At 59.3% G+C, this 16,214-nt stretch carries 17 protein-coding genes; 11 read left to right on the forward strand and 6 right to left on the reverse strand.

What is annotated here, in order from left to right; translation table 11 throughout:
• Nucleotides 1-27 precede the first annotated feature (27 nt).
• Nucleotides 28-942 (forward strand): LysR family transcriptional regulator, encoded by a 915-nt coding sequence (locus JJJ17_RS10580; RefSeq protein WP_200686167.1) that lies wholly within the window; start codon nucleotides 28-30, stop codon nucleotides 940-942.
• A 77-nt stretch (nucleotides 943-1,019) separates the two neighbouring features.
• Here JJJ17_RS10580 and JJJ17_RS10585 read toward each other — a convergent pair whose 3' ends face one another.
• Nucleotides 1,020-1,676, reverse strand: coding sequence for a peroxiredoxin (locus JJJ17_RS10585; RefSeq protein ID WP_200686168.1), 657 nt, complete (start codon nucleotides 1,674-1,676; stop codon nucleotides 1,020-1,022).
• A 176-nt stretch (nucleotides 1,677-1,852) separates the two neighbouring features.
• Here JJJ17_RS10585 and JJJ17_RS10590 point away from each other — a divergent pair, with 176 nt between their 5' ends.
• From JJJ17_RS10590 to rfbA, 10 genes are all read left to right on the forward strand, one after another.
• A complete protein-coding gene (locus JJJ17_RS10590; protein ID WP_200686755.1) occupies nucleotides 1,853-3,289 on the forward strand; it encodes an aldehyde dehydrogenase family protein in 1,437 nt (478 codons plus the stop codon).
• A gap of 189 nt (nucleotides 3,290-3,478) precedes the next feature.
• The gene (locus tag JJJ17_RS10595; protein ID WP_200686170.1) at nucleotides 3,479-4,240 is read left to right on the forward strand and encodes a flagellar motor protein MotB; all 762 of its coding nucleotides are present in this window, start codon (nucleotides 3,479-3,481) and stop codon (nucleotides 4,238-4,240) included.
• A gap of 81 nt (nucleotides 4,241-4,321) precedes the next feature.
• Nucleotides 4,322-5,638 carry a flagellar hook protein FlgE gene (locus JJJ17_RS10600; protein WP_200686172.1) on the forward strand — a complete coding sequence of 439 codons (1,317 nt, stop codon included), beginning with the start codon at nucleotides 4,322-4,324 and terminating at the stop codon, nucleotides 5,636-5,638.
• A gap of 33 nt (nucleotides 5,639-5,671) precedes the next feature.
• Nucleotides 5,672-7,129, forward strand: a complete 1,458-nt coding sequence (gene flgK, locus JJJ17_RS10605) for a flagellar hook-associated protein FlgK (protein WP_200686174.1) — start codon at nucleotides 5,672-5,674, stop codon at nucleotides 7,127-7,129.
• A 2-nt stretch (nucleotides 7,130-7,131) separates the two neighbouring features.
• Complete coding sequence (locus tag JJJ17_RS10610) at nucleotides 7,132-8,148, forward strand: flagellin (RefSeq protein ID WP_200686177.1); 1,017 nt, start codon at nucleotides 7,132-7,134, stop codon at nucleotides 8,146-8,148.
• Complete coding sequence (locus tag JJJ17_RS10615) at nucleotides 8,145-9,245, forward strand: flagellar basal body P-ring protein FlgI (protein WP_200686179.1); 1,101 nt, start codon at nucleotides 8,145-8,147, stop codon at nucleotides 9,243-9,245. Before JJJ17_RS10610 ends, JJJ17_RS10615 begins: the two co-directional genes overlap by 4 nt.
• Before the next feature lie 170 nt (nucleotides 9,246-9,415).
• Complete coding sequence (rfbC, locus tag JJJ17_RS10620; RefSeq protein ID WP_200686181.1) at nucleotides 9,416-9,976, forward strand: dTDP-4-dehydrorhamnose 3,5-epimerase; 561 nt, start codon at nucleotides 9,416-9,418, stop codon at nucleotides 9,974-9,976.
• A complete protein-coding gene (gene rfbB / locus JJJ17_RS10625) occupies nucleotides 9,973-11,013 on the forward strand; it encodes a dTDP-glucose 4,6-dehydratase (protein WP_200686182.1) in 1,041 nt (346 codons plus the stop codon). Before rfbC ends, rfbB begins: the two co-directional genes overlap by 4 nt.
• Entirely contained in the window at nucleotides 11,010-11,867 is an 858-nt protein-coding gene (rfbD, locus tag JJJ17_RS10630; RefSeq protein WP_200686184.1) for a dTDP-4-dehydrorhamnose reductase, read from the forward strand. The genes rfbB and rfbD overlap by 4 nt, the downstream gene beginning before the upstream one ends.
• Nucleotides 11,867-12,745, forward strand: coding sequence for a glucose-1-phosphate thymidylyltransferase RfbA (rfbA, locus tag JJJ17_RS10635; RefSeq protein WP_200686757.1), 879 nt, complete (start codon nucleotides 11,867-11,869; stop codon nucleotides 12,743-12,745). Before rfbD ends, rfbA begins: the two co-directional genes overlap by 1 nt.
• Here the strand turns inward: rfbA and JJJ17_RS10640 are convergent.
• The 5 genes from JJJ17_RS10640 to flgG are packed head-to-tail and all read right to left on the reverse strand — an operon-like array spanning nucleotide 12,742 to nucleotide 16,209.
• On the reverse strand, nucleotides 12,742-13,728 hold the full coding sequence (locus tag JJJ17_RS10640) for a glycosyltransferase (protein ID WP_200686186.1): 987 nt from the start codon (nucleotides 13,726-13,728) through the stop codon (nucleotides 12,742-12,744). The two genes, rfbA and JJJ17_RS10640, sit on opposite strands and share 4 nt — an antisense overlap.
• A gap of 44 nt (nucleotides 13,729-13,772) precedes the next feature.
• A complete protein-coding gene (locus tag JJJ17_RS10645) occupies nucleotides 13,773-14,252 on the reverse strand; it encodes a hypothetical protein (RefSeq protein ID WP_200686188.1) in 480 nt (159 codons plus the stop codon).
• Nucleotides 14,253-14,261: 9 nt separating this feature from the next.
• Nucleotides 14,262-14,987 carry a flagellar basal body L-ring protein FlgH gene (gene flgH, locus JJJ17_RS10650; protein WP_200686190.1) on the reverse strand — a complete coding sequence of 242 codons (726 nt, stop codon included), beginning with the start codon at nucleotides 14,985-14,987 and terminating at the stop codon, nucleotides 14,262-14,264.
• A gap of 23 nt (nucleotides 14,988-15,010) precedes the next feature.
• The gene (gene flgA / locus JJJ17_RS10655; protein ID WP_200686192.1) at nucleotides 15,011-15,424 is read right to left on the reverse strand and encodes a flagellar basal body P-ring formation chaperone FlgA; all 414 of its coding nucleotides are present in this window, start codon (nucleotides 15,422-15,424) and stop codon (nucleotides 15,011-15,013) included.
• The gene (flgG, locus tag JJJ17_RS10660) at nucleotides 15,424-16,209 is read right to left on the reverse strand and encodes a flagellar basal-body rod protein FlgG (protein WP_200686194.1); all 786 of its coding nucleotides are present in this window, start codon (nucleotides 16,207-16,209) and stop codon (nucleotides 15,424-15,426) included. Before flgG ends, flgA begins: the two co-directional genes overlap by 1 nt.
• Between the last annotated feature and the right edge of the window lie 5 nt (nucleotides 16,210-16,214).

A 16,214-nucleotide genomic window follows, 5' to 3' on the forward strand; every position in this document is an offset into this window, starting at 1 on the left:
GCTGTCGGAAAATCCGAACAATCGGGCATGGATCGCTTTCGCCAGATGCAGATATTCGTGCAGGTCGTGGAAAGCGGCAATCTGTCGCGCGCCGCCGAGGCGCTGAGGCTGCCACGTTCGACCGTCTCGACCGAGCTGCAGGCGCTTGAAGATCGGTTGCAGTGCCAATTGCTGCATCGCACTACCCGTCAGATGGTCCCGACCCGCGACGGGATCGAGTTCCTGCCGGTTGCGCGCGAGATCATCGAAGCGGTGCTTTCAGCCGAGTCGATGTTCCTGCAACCCGAGGACGGGATCGTCGGCAGGCTGCGCATCGACATGCCCAGCCGCATCGCCCGCAAGATCGTCGTGCCCGCGCTGCCGGGCTTTCTTGCCGCGCATCCGGGGTTGTCGGTCGAGTTGAGCGCGCATGACCGTTTCACCGATCTGGTCGCGAATGCGGTCGATTGTGCGTTGCGTGTCGGCTCGTTGGACGATTCCGGCCTGATCGGGCGGAAGCTGGGTGATCTGCCCTTCGCCACCTGCGCCAGCCCGGACTATCTCGCCCGGTTCGGCACGCCCAAGGTGCCTGACGATCTGGCCGGGCACAGGCTGGTCAGCTACGCGCCGCGATTTCCTGCCACGTCCTCTGATCTGACGTTTCTGGTCCGGGAGAACTTGTCAGAGGTGACTTTGCCCAGCTCGATCATGGTCGACAACGCCGAAGCCTATATCGCGGCGGCGGTAGCGGGGCTTGGGATCGTTCAACTGCCCGCCTATGACGTGCAGGATTTGATCGCGGCGGGCTTGTTGGTCGCGCTGCTGCCCGAGCATGCGCCGCCGCCCGAACCGCTGACATTCCTGTTCGTCCAGCGCCGCAACCTGCCGCGTGGGGTGAGGTTGTTTCAGGAATGGTTGGTCGAAAGGCTGGTCGAGGCGCAGGTCATTGCCGATCCCGCATAGGTGCGACCGGCCTTGCCGGTAGCTGGCGTAAAGACCGATCAGGCAACCGACAGTGCCGGTTGCCTGATCCGCGGTGATTATGCCGGGTCTTTCGCGAAACGCAGATAGGGCAGCTTGATATCCAGCGGGCCGTATTTCGCCTCGGCTGCTTCATTGTCCAGCGCCAGTGCAACGATCACGTCCTGACCGGGCACCCAGTTGGCCGGGGTGGCGATGGGCACGCCGTCGGTCTTGATCACCGCATCCAGCGCGCGGACGATCTCGGCGAAGTTGCGGCCGATCGACATCGGATAGGTCATCGTCAGCCGGACTTTCTTGTCCGGGCCGATGATGAACACGGTGCGGACGGTGGCCGAATGCGCCGGTGTGCGACCCTCGGTCGGCAGGTAATATTCGGCGGGCAGCATGTCATAGGCCTTTGCCACCACCAGATCGCGGTCGTCGATCATGGCGAAATTCGCCGGTGCGCCTGCGATCTTCTCGATATCGGCCTTCCATTTGCCGTGATCCTCGACCGAGTCGACCGAGACGCCCAGAACCTTGGTGTTCCGCTTTTCGAACTCTGGCACCAGTTGCGCGACGGCGCCGAACTCGGTCGTGCAGACAGGGGTGAAATCGCGGGGATGGCTGAAGACAATGGCGTAACTGTCACCCAGCCAGTCGTGGAAATGGATCTCGCCCTCGGTCGAGTTGGCGGTGAAATCGGGGGCGATGTCATTGATGCGCAGCGACATGCGAATAGTCCTTTCCGTTGTCGAGTCGCGGACACCATATGCCGATGCCGGGAAAATACCAGTGCTGTTTGACGACAAATATAGTCGTGATTTGTGATGCCGATTATGGGTTGCACCCGCCCGGTCGGCAGATCACCCTGACGCGAAGCAGAAGACAGGAGGATGCGATGAGCGAGCTGCTGGACAAGCGCAAATTCTATATCAACGGGCAATGGGTCGCGCCGTCGCGCAAGAATGATCTGGAGGTCATCGACCCCTCGACCGAAGAGCCGGTGGCGGTGATTTCGCTGGGCGATCAGGTAGATACGGATGCTGCCGTGGCTGCGGCCAAGGCTGCCTTCCCGGCATGGTCGCGGACCAGCCCGTCCGAGCGTCTGGCCTATGTCGAGAAGATCCTTGAGATTTATCAGCGTCGTGCGAAGGACATGGCTTCCGCGATCACGCATGAAATGGGTGCGCCGGAGGATATGTCGCTGGCCGATCAGGTCGGCGCGGGCGCCTATCACATCCAGAACTTCATCACCGCTTTCAAGGATTTCCAGTTCATCCGTCCGCTGGGCGATCACGCCCCGACCAGCATGGTCGCATGGGAGCCGGTTGGCGTCGTGGGGCTTATCACGCCGTGGAACTGGCCGATGAACCAGGTGACGCTGAAGGTGATCCCGGCGCTTCTGGCAGGGGATACCTGCGTGCTGAAACCGTCCGAGATCGCGCCTCTGTCGTCGATGGTTTTCGCCGAAATGGTGGATGAGGCCGGGCTGCCGAAAGGGGTTTTCAATCTGGTGAACGGCGACGGCGCGGGCGTGGGGACGCAACTGTCCACGCATCCCGATGTGGCGATGATCAGCTTCACCGGCTCGACCCGCGCCGGGATTGCGATCAGCAAGGCCGCCGCTGACAGCCTGAAGAAGGTGGTGTTGGAACTTGGCGGCAAGGGGGCGAATATCGTCTTCGCGGATGCTGACGAGAAGGCCGTGGTCCGCGGGGCGAGGCATTGTTTTTACAATAGCGGCCAATCCTGCAATGCACCAACGCGCATGCTGGTCGAGCGGTCGGTCTATGATCGTGCGGTCGAGACGGCTGCAAAGGTCGCGGCAGAAACGCCGGTGGCCACGGCGCATCAATCCGGGCGTCATATCGGGCCGGTGGTCAGCAAGCAGCAATGGGAGAAGATACAGGATCTGATCCAGAAGGGTATCGACGAAGGTGCTCGTCTGGTCGCCGGCGGACCGGGTTTGCCGGAAGGTGTCAACCGGGGCTATTTCGTCCGTCCGACGGTATTCGCCGATGTCTCGAACGACATGATCGTGGCCCAGCAAGAGATTTTCGGGCCGGTGCTGTCGATCATCCCCTTCGACGACGAGGAAGAGGCGATCGCGATTGCCAATGACACGCCCTATGGTCTGACGAACTACATTCAGTCGCAGGACGGCAGCAAACGTAACCGTGTCGCGCGGCAGGTGCAGTCGGGAATGGTCGAGATGAATGGCGAGTCGCGCGGAGCAGGCTCGGCATTCGGCGGCGTGAAGATGTCCGGTCGCGCACGCGAGGGTGGCGTCATGGGGCTGGAAGAGTTTATGGATTCCAAGCAGATAAGTGGCTGGGACGTGTGATCCCGGTCGCTTAAGGGTAGAGCGGAACCGGGGGTTTCACACCCCCGGACCCCCGTGGGATATTTCAAAGACCAAAGCAGGACATATCGCTGCCCGGTTTTTCGGGAAGTAGTGAAGATTTGATGCGTTAACTTGCTTTCAGAGGGCAAGCGGGCCGACATTCCTCGCCATATTCAATGCGAGGGGCAGATGGCTGCGCAAAAGGGATCGGCGGGCTCGCCGATCATCATCAAAAGGTCGGTAAGTGCCGTTCAGGAAGCGCATCATGGCGGGGCGTGGAAGGTTGCCTATGCGGACTTCGTGACCGCGATGATGGCCTTTTTCCTGCTGATGTGGCTGCTGAATGCCACCACCGAGAAGCAGCGGGAAGGGCTGGCGGATTACTTCAACCCGACTGTGACGCGAAGCCCCGGCGCGGCGGGGAACGGGACCGAGTTCGGTGTGCGGCATGCGATTTTCGACATACCGGACAATGCAAAGGCGGCAGATTTCGAACGTGTGGCACGTCAGGTTCAGGATCAGTTGACCGGCTCTGGTGCCGAATCGATGCAGTTGACCAATATGTTGAAGCATGTGGTGACGCGCATGACCGACGAGGGGTTGGTCATCGAACTGACTGATCTGACCGATGATCCGCTTTTCGTGGAAGATACAGGTCAACCGCAACCTGCGCTGGTGGATTTGAGCCGTGTTCTGGCAGATGCCCTGCGGCATGTGCGTAATGATATCGCCATCGCGGGCCATGTGAGGGGATACCCGGAAATGATGGTCGCATCGCCGGTCTGGGCGCTGTCGGACGCCCGCGCGCACGCGGTTCGCAACCTTCTGGAGCAGGCTGAAATGAACCCTCAGCGGATTCAGCGCGTGAGCGGATATGCCGATCGAAAGCAGCGCTCGGCAAACCCCATGGACCCAGCCAATAACCGGATCGAAGTGATTTTACTGAGATAACAGCCAATCCGCGCGCCGATTAGGCGAATCTTAATCTGGCGCGGAGATAGTGACGACCAAGGCAAGCGAAGGGGGCTTTTCATGTCAATCTCTTCCGCCATGAATGCCGGGGTTGCGGGGCTTGCCGCGAACTCGACACGATTGGCCACCATTTCGGACAACATCGCGAACTCTGGCACCTATGGTTACAAGCGGGTTGAGACGGAGTTTGATTCCTTTGTTCTGAACCAGAACCGGACCGCAGGGATATATTCGGCGGGGGGTGTTAGGGCATCAACCAGCAGGATCATTGACGAGGACGGGGCGTTGGTGACCACCACCCACCCGCTGGATATCGCGATCTCTGGCCGGGGGATGCTTCCTGTGACCTCGGCGACTGATCTGGACAACGGATTCGAGGAATTGCCTTTCATGATGACCCGGACCGGATCGTTTCGGCCCGATCAGAACGGTGTGCTACGAACGGAATCCGGTCTGGTTCTGATGGGCTGGCCAGCGCTGGCAGATGGGACCGTCCCGCTGATGTCACGCGATTCAATGGCCTCGCTTCAGCCGGTTCAGATCGCATCGAACCAGAGTGCGGGTGATCCAACGACGATGGTAAGTCTGGGGATCAATTTGCCAGCGACAGACACGCTTCCGACAGGTGGTGGCGATGCGTTGCCGTTGAAGGTCGAATATTTCGGCAACCTTGGCACCTCGGAAGCTTTGAATCTTAGCTTCCTTCCAGATGTCAGCGACCCGACCGGCATGTCGAACCGATGGACGCTTGAGATCCGGGACTCTGCATCGGACCCGTCCAGCAATCTTGTTGGCTCCTACACGATCACCTTCGATGACAGTGCTGCATATGGCGGCAGCATCGCCACCGTCGCTGCGATAACAGGTGGGGCCTATGATTCCGCGACAGGCATTTTGCCACTGAACGTCGCAGGCGGAAGTCTGGATCTGTTCATCGGCACACCGCAAGGAACCAAGGGTCTGCGGCAGTTGTCTGCCAGTTTCTCTCCCACCAACATCACCAAGAATGGCTCTCCGGTTGGACAGTTGTCTGGCGTTGAGGTTGATGAGGATGGCTTTCTGAAAGCGACCTACGATACCGGCTTTGTCAAAACCCTCTATCAAATACCCTTGGTGGACGTTCCGAACGAGAACGGACTGATCTCCATGGACGGGCAAGCGTTCCAGATTTCCACGACCTCGGGAAGCTTCTTTCTCTGGAATGCGGGCGACGGCCCCACAGGATCGATCCAGGGATTCGCAAGGGAAGCATCCACCACGGATGTCGCACAGGAACTGACCCATCTGATCCAGACGCAGCGGGCCTATTCGTCGAACGCGAAGATCATCCAGACAGTCGATGAGATGCTGCAGGAAACGACGAATATCAAGCGATGATGGACGGCTTGGCATCGTGAAAGGATATCGGGAATGAGTATGGCACAGGCGATGTCGAACGCGCTTTCGGGTCTGAAGGCCGTTTCACGCGGCACGGAAACCGTCGCCGCCAATATCGCAAACGCAATGACGCCGGGATATGCCCGACGCGAAGTAAGCTTGGCGTCACAGTCACTCGGTGGCGGCAGCGGCGGTGTTCGCATCATCGATGTCACGAGGATGGTGAACGCAGGAATCCTTGCAGAATCGCGCCTGTCGGAAGCGGCTAAAGCCAATGCCGCTACACTCGCCGATTTCACCAACAGGATGCAGGCGACACTGGGGATTGCCGGTGAAGCTGGTAGTCTGGGCGCTACGCTCACCGATTTTCAAACCGCACTGATAAGCGCTTCCGCCCGCCCTGAAGACGAATTGCGTCTTTCACAGGTTGCCCTCGCGGCCGTCGCACTGTCGAAAAGTCTGAACAATGCTTCTGCAGAGGTTCAGAAAAGCCGGACGATTGCGGATCAGGCTATTGCGGCTGATATTGCATCGCTGAATGCTGGCTTGGAAAATATCGCAAGCTTGAATCAGCGGATCAGCCTTGTCGGTGCGGAAGGCTCGGACCCCTCTGCGCTCATTGATGAACGTCAAAGAGTGGTCGATCTGATCACCCGTATCGTTCCGCTGCAACAAGTGGATCGGCCGGGGGGCGCGATAGCGCTTTTCACAAAGGATGGCGCGGCATTGCTGGATGGAAGCCGTCCGGCAGAGCTCGCATTCGCGATGTCTGGCTCGGTGACTGCTCAGGCTGATGTCATGTCGGGGTCGCTTTCTCGCCTGAACATGAACGGGGTAGAGCTTACCCCTCGGCAGATGCAGTTTTTCTCTGGCGGCACGTTGGCTGCCCATTTTACCATTCGCGACGAGCTCGGTCCGCAGTTGCAGGCAGAACTAGACGTTATCGCATTCGAGTTGCACGAAAGGTTCGCCGATCCATCGGTTGATCCAAGTCTGGTCCCGGGGATGCCCGGAATTTTTACGGATGCCGGTCTCCTCGCAAGCGATACGGCGATCAAAGGGCTTGCCGGCAGACTTGCTATCAATGACTCGATCGCGCCAGACGCGAATGGAGAGCTATGGCGCATCAGATCCGGCTTGGGTTCGGCCAGCCCGGGTGCGATTGGTGACACGACGCTGTTGACCTCGCTCTCAAATGCCATTGGATCCGCACTCGCTAGCCCAAATCCGCTCGTCTTCGATGGAGTGGCGACATTGTCTGGGCGTTTCGCACAGTTAGAGTCGCGGGTAGCGACCAGACGCGTAAATGTAGAAAGAGAACTTGCTGGGTTCAGCGCCCAGGCGGAAGCGTTTTCATCCCGGCTTGCGGCCGATGGCGTCGACAGTGACGCCGAGATGCAGCGTCTTCTGCAATATGAGCAGGCTTATGCCGCCAATGCTCGGATGATTCAGGCAATCGACGACATGATGCAACAATTGCTGAGGCTGTGAAGATGAACGTCAACTCAATTGGCGATCAGGCGCGTGCCTTCGCCCTGCAAGCTGCGTCCGGTCGGATCAAGGCGACATTGGCGGTGCTGAGCAAAGAGCTCTCAACGGGTGAAAGCGCAGATCTGGCGGGGCGATTGCGTGGGAATACGCAAGAAATCACCGATATCACTTCGCGTCTTGCGGTGTTGGGTCAGTTTCGAAGGAACGCTGCAGAAATCAGATTCCAGACCGATGCCATGATGCGGACGATGGAAGATGTCAGAACATCGACCGATGAGCTAGCAGTCACCTTAAGTTCGCAACCGCTGACAGCGTCGAACGATTTGGTGTCGTTTCATGCCCAACAGGCGTCGGTCACACTGGATACAGTGATGTCGCGACTGAACATTGCTATCGGGGGAAAGTACTTTTTCGCAGGGGTTAACAGCGATCAGCCGCCGTTGACGACGGCGTCAGAGCTGCTGGACCACCTTGAACAGCTGACTTCGGGAATGACCAGTGCAGCACAAACCGCAACGGCCGTCGCCGACTGGTTTGATAGGCCTATAGGAGGTGGCGGGTTCATGGACCTCGTCTATCGAGGTTCAGTGGGGCAGGGGCAGAGCCTTCCGATAGGTGAAGACATCGTTCTGGAACTGAATTTGACTGCCGCCTCGCCAGAGTTGCGCGATCAGATGAAGGGTCTGGCGATGGCATCACTAGTGGATCGTGGGCAACTGATCGTTGATGTTTCTGAACAACGCGACCTGCTGCACCGGGCTGGGAAGTTGATGACGCAGAATGCCATCAAACTGACCTCAGCGATTGGTCAACTTGGCTTCAGGCAAGCACTGATCTCGCGCACGGAATCGGACGGGAGTGCTGCCATTGCGACGCTGGAACTGGCGCGCAATGAAATACGGCAAGCAGATCCGTACGCGACGGCCACCGCGATCAGTGAGGCCGAGACGCATCTTCAGTCCCTTTATGCGGTGACGGCGAGACTGTCGAAGCTTCGTCTGGTGGACTATTTGCGATGAGATGGCTTTGTCTGTGCTTAATGGCGTTAGTGCTGCCTTTATCGGCGGTGGCGGTCCCGGTGAGAGTGAAGGACCTCGCCGACTTCGACGGCGTGAGGGGAAATGATCTTGTAGGCTATGGTCTTGTCGTAGGCCTGGACGGTACCGGCGATGGGCTTCGCAACGCACCTTTTACGGAAGAGATGCTGGCCGGCCTTCTGGAACGGCTGGGCGTTAACGTGACCGATGAAGCGTTACGCTCAAAAAACGTCGCGGCGGTTGTCGTCACGGCCGCGCTTCCACCTTTCGCGCGCTCGGGCAGCCGGATCGATGTCAGCGTATCAACGATCGGCGATGCCAAAAGTCTGCTTGGTGGAACGTTGGTTATGACTCCGCTGAAGGCCGCGGATGGGAATATCTATGCGGTCGCGCAGGGCTCGATCCTTGCAGGAGGCGTCGCGGTGTCCGGGGACGCTGCCAGAATCGTGGAGGGGGTTCCGACGTCAGGCAAAATACCGGTCGGTGCGCGGGTCGAGCGTGAGGTGGATTTCGACTTTACGCAGATCCAGACGATCAGGATAGCCCTGAGGAATGCAGACTTTACCACGGCAGCGTTGATCGAAGATGCGATCAATCAGGACTTTGACCGTCGGATTGCGACGGCACAGGATAGCGGAACGATCATCGTTGATCACCAATTGCTTGGCGAGGTGAATCCCGCGCGGGTTCTTGGGCGTATCGAGAATCTTTTGGTTGAGCCCCAAGATCGCGCGAAAGTGGTGATAGACCATAGATCCGGCACCATCGTCATGGGTGAACAGGTCCGAATTTCCCGTGTTGCCGTTTCGCAGGGGTCGCTGACGTTGCGAGTAAGCGAAGAGCCGACGGTCTCACAGCCAAATCCGTTTGCTGCGGGAGAAACCGTGACGATTCCTCGCACGACAGCAGAGGTAACTCAGGAACCTGGAATCGGATTCGCCGAAGTCGCCGGAGAGACATCATTGAGCGATTTGGTAGAAGGGCTGAACGCATTGGGCGTCCGCCCCCGCGAGATGATCGACATCTTAAAGTCCGTTCACGCCGCTGGTGCGCTGCACGCAGATCTTGTCATTGAGTAGCGAGTGAAAAAGGCCCGTCGCGTCAATAATATTCAGGAAGCGATGCAGTTCGCAACGAGCGCGGCCAGGCGGCCAGCCTCTGGCGATGAATGATGTCAATCGTCAATGCGTGACAGCCCTTTCCATATCGCGTAAAGGCCTAGCGAAGTAATCTTGTCATGGCGTTCTGAATGCATATCGAAGCCCTGAAACTCGAAGGTGTCCTTCTGCTCAGCCCTCCAAGGTTCGGCGATGACCGCGGCTTCTTTTCTGAAAGCTGGAACCGACGAACGTTGGAGGAAGCCGGTGTCCGCCTGCCTGAATTCGTGCAGGACAACCACTCCATGTCGCATCAGGCGGGGACTTTGCGCGGCCTCCACTATCAGTCGCCGCCATTCGCGCAGGGCAAACTTGTGCGCTGTGGCAGGGGCAGCCTCTATGATGTGGCGGTCGATGTCCGGGCCGGTAGTAAAACCTATGGCGATTGGATTGGAGTCGAGCTGTCCTACGAGAATGGTCGGCAGTTATGGGTGCCGCCCGGCTTTCTGCACGGTTTCGTGACGCATGAACCAGATACAGAAATCATCTATAAATGCACGGCGCATTACGATCGCGCCAGCGACGGCGCCGTCCGATGGGGCAGCCTGGGCATTGAATGGGGTGTTGATGATCCGATCTTGTCAGACAAAGATCGTGCCGCGACCGCGTTTGCGGATTGGACCTCACCGTTTCAGTATGGAGTTGTAGTGTGAAGATTTTGGTGACGGGTGGCGCAGGTTTTATTGGCTCTGCCGTGGTTCGCTTGGCGATTGCGCGTGGACACACGGTGATTAATCTTGACGCTTTAACCTATGCGGCAAACCTTGCAAATGTCGCGTCCGTTGCAGGTGATCCTCGCTATCACTTCGTTCAGGCGGATATTCGGGATCGCACAGCGCTGGACCGTGTGTTTGACGAACATTTGCCGGATGCCGTCATGCATCTTGCAGCAGAAAGTCATGTCGATCGCTCGATCGACGGACCGGCGGCCTTTATAGAAACCAACGTTCTGGGAACACTCGATTTACTCGAGGCGGCGCGTGCTTACTGGCAGGCCGCTGGAAAACCCGAACATTTCCGCTTCCATCATATCTCGACCGATGAGGTGTTTGGTAGCCTGGGTGATACGGGGCAATTCAGCGAAACTACGCCTTACGATCCCCGGAGCCCGTACTCTGCCAGCAAAGCCGGGTCGGACCATCTTGTGCGCGCGTGGCAAGAGACATACGGGTTGCCGACTCTGGTAACCAACTGCTCGAACAATTACGGGCCATATCATTTCCCGGAAAAACTTGTTCCGGTCGCCATCTTGCGTGCCTTGGCGGGCGAGCAAATCCCTGTTTACGGTGACGGCGGAAATGTACGCGACTGGCTCTTTGTCGAAGATCATGCGGATGCGCTGCTGCTGGTGCTAGAGAAAGGTCGTCCGGGTCGCAGCTACAATATCGGCGGTGAGAACGAGGCGCGGAATATCGATCTGGTGCGCGCGATTTGCGCCCATATGGACCAGATGCATCCCCAAGGCGCGCCACACGACCGCCTGATCACTTTTGTCACCGATCGCCCCGGACATGACCGGCGATACGCGATCGATCCAGCCCGCATTCGTAACGAACTCGGCTGGCGCCCTTCGGTGACGGTTGATGAAGGTCTGCGCCGGACGGTCGAATGGTATCTGGCCAATTGCGATTGGTGGGAACCGCTTTTGCAGCGAAACGGGGTCGGAGAACGCTTGGGCGTGTCGGGATGACGGGGCTCCTTGTCTTCGGACGAACCGGGCAGGTCGCCCGAGAGCTGATGAAGCAAGCGCCCGATGCACATTTTCTGGGACGCGATGAAGCGGACTTGACCAATCCTATTGCCGCCGCAGATGTCGTTCGAGAGCGTCGCCCGACCGCTATTATCAATGCTGCAGCCTATACCGCTGTCGACCGAGCTGAGACGGATGAGGAAACGGCGAGCTTGGTCAATGCAGCGGCGCCCGCAGCGATTGCGAATGCAGCGGCAGAGCTTGGCGTGCCGATGCTGCATATTTCCACGGATTATGTCTTCGATGGGACAGGTGACAGCGCTCGTGATGAAGATGCCCCGACGGGACCTTTGGGGGCCTATGGCCGGACAAAGCTGGCGGGCGAACTGGCGATTGCGAAAGCAGGCGGCCAATGGGCGATCCTGCGCACCTCTTGGGTGTTCTCTGCCCATGGCGCGAATTTCGTCAAGACGATGCTGAGGCTTGGGTCCGAGCGGGATGAGATCAGTGTTGTCGCCGACCAGATCGGTGGTCCCACGCCCGCAGCCGCGATTGCCGATGCGCTTCTGAGGATGAGCGAGGCGATAGTGCGAGACAGCAACAGGCGTGGGATCTATCACTTCGCGGGCGCTCCGGATGTGAGTTGGGCGGATTTTGCGCGCGAGGTTTTCGGAAGGGCCGGGTTGCGCTGTCACGTGCGCGATATCGGAACTTCGGAATATCCAACGCCGGCGCGACGGCCTGCCAATTCCCGACTGGATTGTGATTTGATAAAGCGTGATTTTGGCATCGAGCGGCCGGACTGGCGTCTTGGTTTGGATCAAGTATTAAACGATTTACGGATGGTTAAGTGATGCAGCGCAAAGGTATTGTTCTGGCCGGTGGTTCGGGGACGCGACTTTACCCAATCACCATGGGCGTGTCGAAGCAGCTTCTGCCGCTCTATGACAAACCGATGATTTACTATCCGATCAGCGTTCTGATGCTGGCGGGAATTCGCGAAATCGCCATCATTACCACTCCGGAAGATCAGGCGCAGTTTCAGCGTCTGTTGGGGACGGGCGAAAAATGGGGCCTTCGCTTCGAATGGATCATCCAGCCTTCGCCGGACGGGCTGGCGCAGGCTTACCTGCTGGCAGAGGATTTTCTGGCCGGTGCGCCATCAGCGATGGTGCTGGGCGACAATATTTTCTTCGGTCATGGCTTGCCGGTGCTGTTGCAGGCTGCCGATTCCGTGACAACCGGCGGCACCGTTTTCGGCTATCGCGTGTCGGACCCCGAGCGTTATGGCGTGGTGGATTTTGACGAAAGCGGTCGGGCGCGATCGATCATCGAAAAGCCCGCCAACCCGCCTTCGAACTTTGCTGTGACAGGGCTGTATTTTCTCGATGGCACCGCACCGCGCCGCGCCGCAGAGGTGAAGCCGTCGGAGCGCGGAGAGTTGGAGATAACGACGCTTCTGGAATCCTATCTGACGGATGGGACACTGACGGTCGAGAAGATGGGCCGCGGTTTTGCATGGCTGGATACCGGAACTCATGCCAGCTTGCTGGATGCCGGGAATTTCGTCCGAACGCTTGAGAATCGGCAGGGCCTGCAGACGGGTTGCCCCGAGGAAATTGCGTTCGAGGCGGGCTGGATCACTGCTGATGCATTGCGCGAGCAGGCGGCCTATTATTCGAAAAACTCTTACGGGAAGTATCTGGCGGGCCTGTTGCGGGATCGTGACTAAGGTTGATTGCGCAGCAGTCGACCGAATCCCGCTGCGGCGAATAGAGCCGCAGTGCCGATTTTGGTCTGACGATAGAGGCCAAGTCGCCAAAGACTCGCTGCGGAACCGGGGCCGCGCTGGCGCAATGCGTCGGCGAAGCCTTGAAGGGTAGCGGCATTCTCTGATGTAAGCAGATGTTGGCTATCCAACAGCGCGCGGGTATTCGCAGCAAGCCAATCACCGTAGTCACCTGCGAAAAGCATACCGACCCGACGCGCCATCGCACCGGCGGTATCGTTTCGCCCCATCTCACTTTGTGGATGCTGCCGGTAAAGCAGCGCGGGCGTCGCATCGTGGATCATTGTCGCGCCCGCACCGGATGTCAGTTGATAGGCCCACCAGTCATGTGAGATCACACCTGCATCGCGCGCGGAACCAGTCCCCTGTTTCAGGATTGAGGCAGCCGGAGCGTTGAAGACAGAAGTGTTCCCCGCCATGCAGGCCTGCACCAGCGCGTTTCTGAAGGTCAGCGGTCTGCGGAAATGCCGCGTTTCCGTGATAGGGTTCAGGTTTTCATCGGCGACAATGGTCCGCGCCGCGTAATGTGCCGGGCCGGGATGCGACGACAACGCCTTCACCGCATGGGCCAGTTTTTCGGGAAGCCAGCGGTCATCCTGATCGCAGAATGCAAGCATTTGCCCCTCGGGTGCCTGCTGCAGCAGATGCAGGAAATTCTGCGTCGCACCCTTTCGGGGGCCATCGATAAGCTGAACCTGACCCGCGGGTCTGCCCGCCGAGAAGTGCCGCACTTTCTCACGTGTCAGATCATCCGGGCTGTCGTCAGAGACAATCAGTCGCCAATGCGGATGGCTTTGCGCGGCGATGCTGTCCAGTTGCGTGTCGATATAGTCTTCACCGCGATAGGTGGCGAGCAGGATCACGACTGTCTGCGGCAGGTCCTGATCAGGCAAGGCTGGTGTGTTGTGGTCGGGTTGCGTTTGCATGTCCCGCACCTTCTGCCAGCGGCTTCGGAATCATGCAATCCGCCCTAACCCGACTGCCGGGCAATATCCTCGATCAGAATGGCGTTCACGGGCAGGTCGGTCGCATCCCGGGCGGTCTCAAGCAATTTCCGGCGAAGGATGGCAAGGCTGGCTTCGGTGGTGAAGTTGCCGTCGAAGCCGCCGGCATTGGCGTGCATGATCAACTGTCGGAGCAAGGCATCGCGCAGACGGTGTTCCTGTTGGCCCATGGCTTGCAACGACCTGTCATTGGTTTCCAGCGTCAGGGTCAGGACCATCATCGCGTTCAGATCGCCATTCCGCATCATCGGCACGAAGAACTGGTTCGGAAAGGTGAACCAGGCGTCCGCATAAACCTCGCCCAGATGGTTGCGAGCGTCGGGGTCCGCGCCAGGATCTTGCGCGGCGGCTTCGTCTGCGGCGGTGTTCGGTCGAAGCATGTCCCCGGCTGCAAGACCAGCGGCAAGTGCGATCAAGGGAACGATCAGGGTCAGGATTTTCCGCATCTTCTGACCTCAGTAAGGCAGCAGGATATCGGCAACCTGCTGGCCGTAGCGGGGCTGCTGCACATCGGTGATCTGCCCGCGTCCGCCATAGGAAATCCGTGCTCCGGCGATGCGATCATAGGCGATCTCGTTGTCGCGATCGATGTCGGCGGGGCGAACAAAGCCGCTGACCGTCAGTTCGCGCAGCTCATAGTTCACGCGAACCTCTTGCGTGCCTTCGATCTGTAGGCTGCCATTTGGCAGGGTGTCGATCACCGTCGCGGCCACCCGCAGGGTCAGTTTGTCGCGGCGAGAAATGTTTCCGCTGCCTTTGTAGGTTGAGGACGAGGACGCATCGGCCAGATTGTCGAAGCTCGCGCCTTCGGGTAGCCGATTGGCCAGCCGTTGCGGGATGCCGACCATATCGGGGATCGACAGATCCTCACCCGCCGCGCGCGAACGGCCTGAACTGTTGCTGATCTCGGCCCTGTCATCGATCTGGATGACGACCGTCAGGATATCCCCCCGGCTGGCCGCGCGGCGATCGCTGATCAGGGACGAGGTCGTGCCAGCCCAAAGCGACGCCGCAGCCTCGGGGCGACCGGAATCGACCGGGATTTCCAGCGGCGGATTGGTCATCGCAACGAATTCCGGCGTCTGGCGGGGTGAGGTCAGTTCCGGCGGACGGCCAAGATGATCGACGCGGCCGCAAGCGGTCAGTGCCAAGGCGAGGCACAGGAAATGGGAAGATTTCATCGGATATCCTTGCGAGTGACGCGCTAATTCAAGGCCAGCAGCGAGCCGTCGTCCTGCACGACGGCATCGACGCTGCTGCGGGAATCAAGGTTCATGACCCGGATCACCTCGCCCGACGCACCGTCCGACAGGCTGCGTGCACTGGTCACGATGCGCAGCGCGCCACGGGCAAAGGTCAGCCGCACGATCTGGTTACGCTGCACCAGCCGGGGTGGCTGCAGCAGGTTCGACTGGATCGGGCGACCTTCATAGATGGTGATGCGGGTTTGCAGACCGATGGCCTGCGACGGATCGGTGATGCCGGGGCGATTGCTGTCCACTGCGCGCAGATCGGCGGCGGCGATGATGGTGCCAGCGGGAAGGGTCCGGGCGGCGGCAAGCACGCTGGCCTGCGACGGCGCAGCCAGCATCAGCATGAAAACGGCCAGCCAGCGCATCACCGCACCTGCGTCGTTGCCGCCAGCATCTGGTCTGCGGCGGTGATGACCTTGGCGTTCAACTCGTATCCGCGCTGCGCCTTGATCAGTTCGGTAATCTCACGCACTGCATCGACCGAGCTTTCTTCGAGATAGCCTTGCCGCAGCGTGCCAAGCCCTTCCTGACCCGGCGCAAAAACCTGTGGCACCCCGGAAGCCGAGCTTTCCAGAAACAGGTTAGAGCCCATCGCCTCGAGCCCCTTTTCGTTGCTGAAACTGGCCAGGGTGATCTGTCCCAGCATTTCAGGCTCTACCTGATCCGAGAAGTAGGCATAAACCTCACCCCCCGCATTGATCGAGATTGAGCGGGCGTCATCCGGTATGGTCACACCCGGCACGACCGGATAACCGTCCGAGGTCACGATCAACCCATCGGGCGAACGTTTCAGCCCGCCATCGCGGGTATAGGCCGAAATCCCTGAGGGCAGCGTCACCTCAAGATAGCCATTGCCTTCGATGGCAAGGTCCAGATCGCCGCCGGTCTGGCTAAGCGATCCCTGCTGTAGATTGATGCTGACTGCGGCGGGGCGGACGCCAAGGCCAAGCTGCACGCCGGCAGGGATGACGGTTCCGTCCGAGGCGGTCACCGTGCCGGGCCGTGTAGCCTGCTGGTAATGCAGGTCGGCAAATTCCGCGCGGCGGGCGTTGTAGCCGGTGGTGGACATATTGGCGAGGTTGTTCGAGATAACCTCGACGCGCATCTGCTGCGCGCTCATTCCGGTTGCGGCGATCTGAAGCGCTCTCATACTGG

This window comes from Paracoccus caeni (assembly GCF_016629665.1).
In the GTDB taxonomy this organism is placed as follows: domain Bacteria; phylum Pseudomonadota; class Alphaproteobacteria; order Rhodobacterales; family Rhodobacteraceae; genus Paracoccus; species Paracoccus caeni.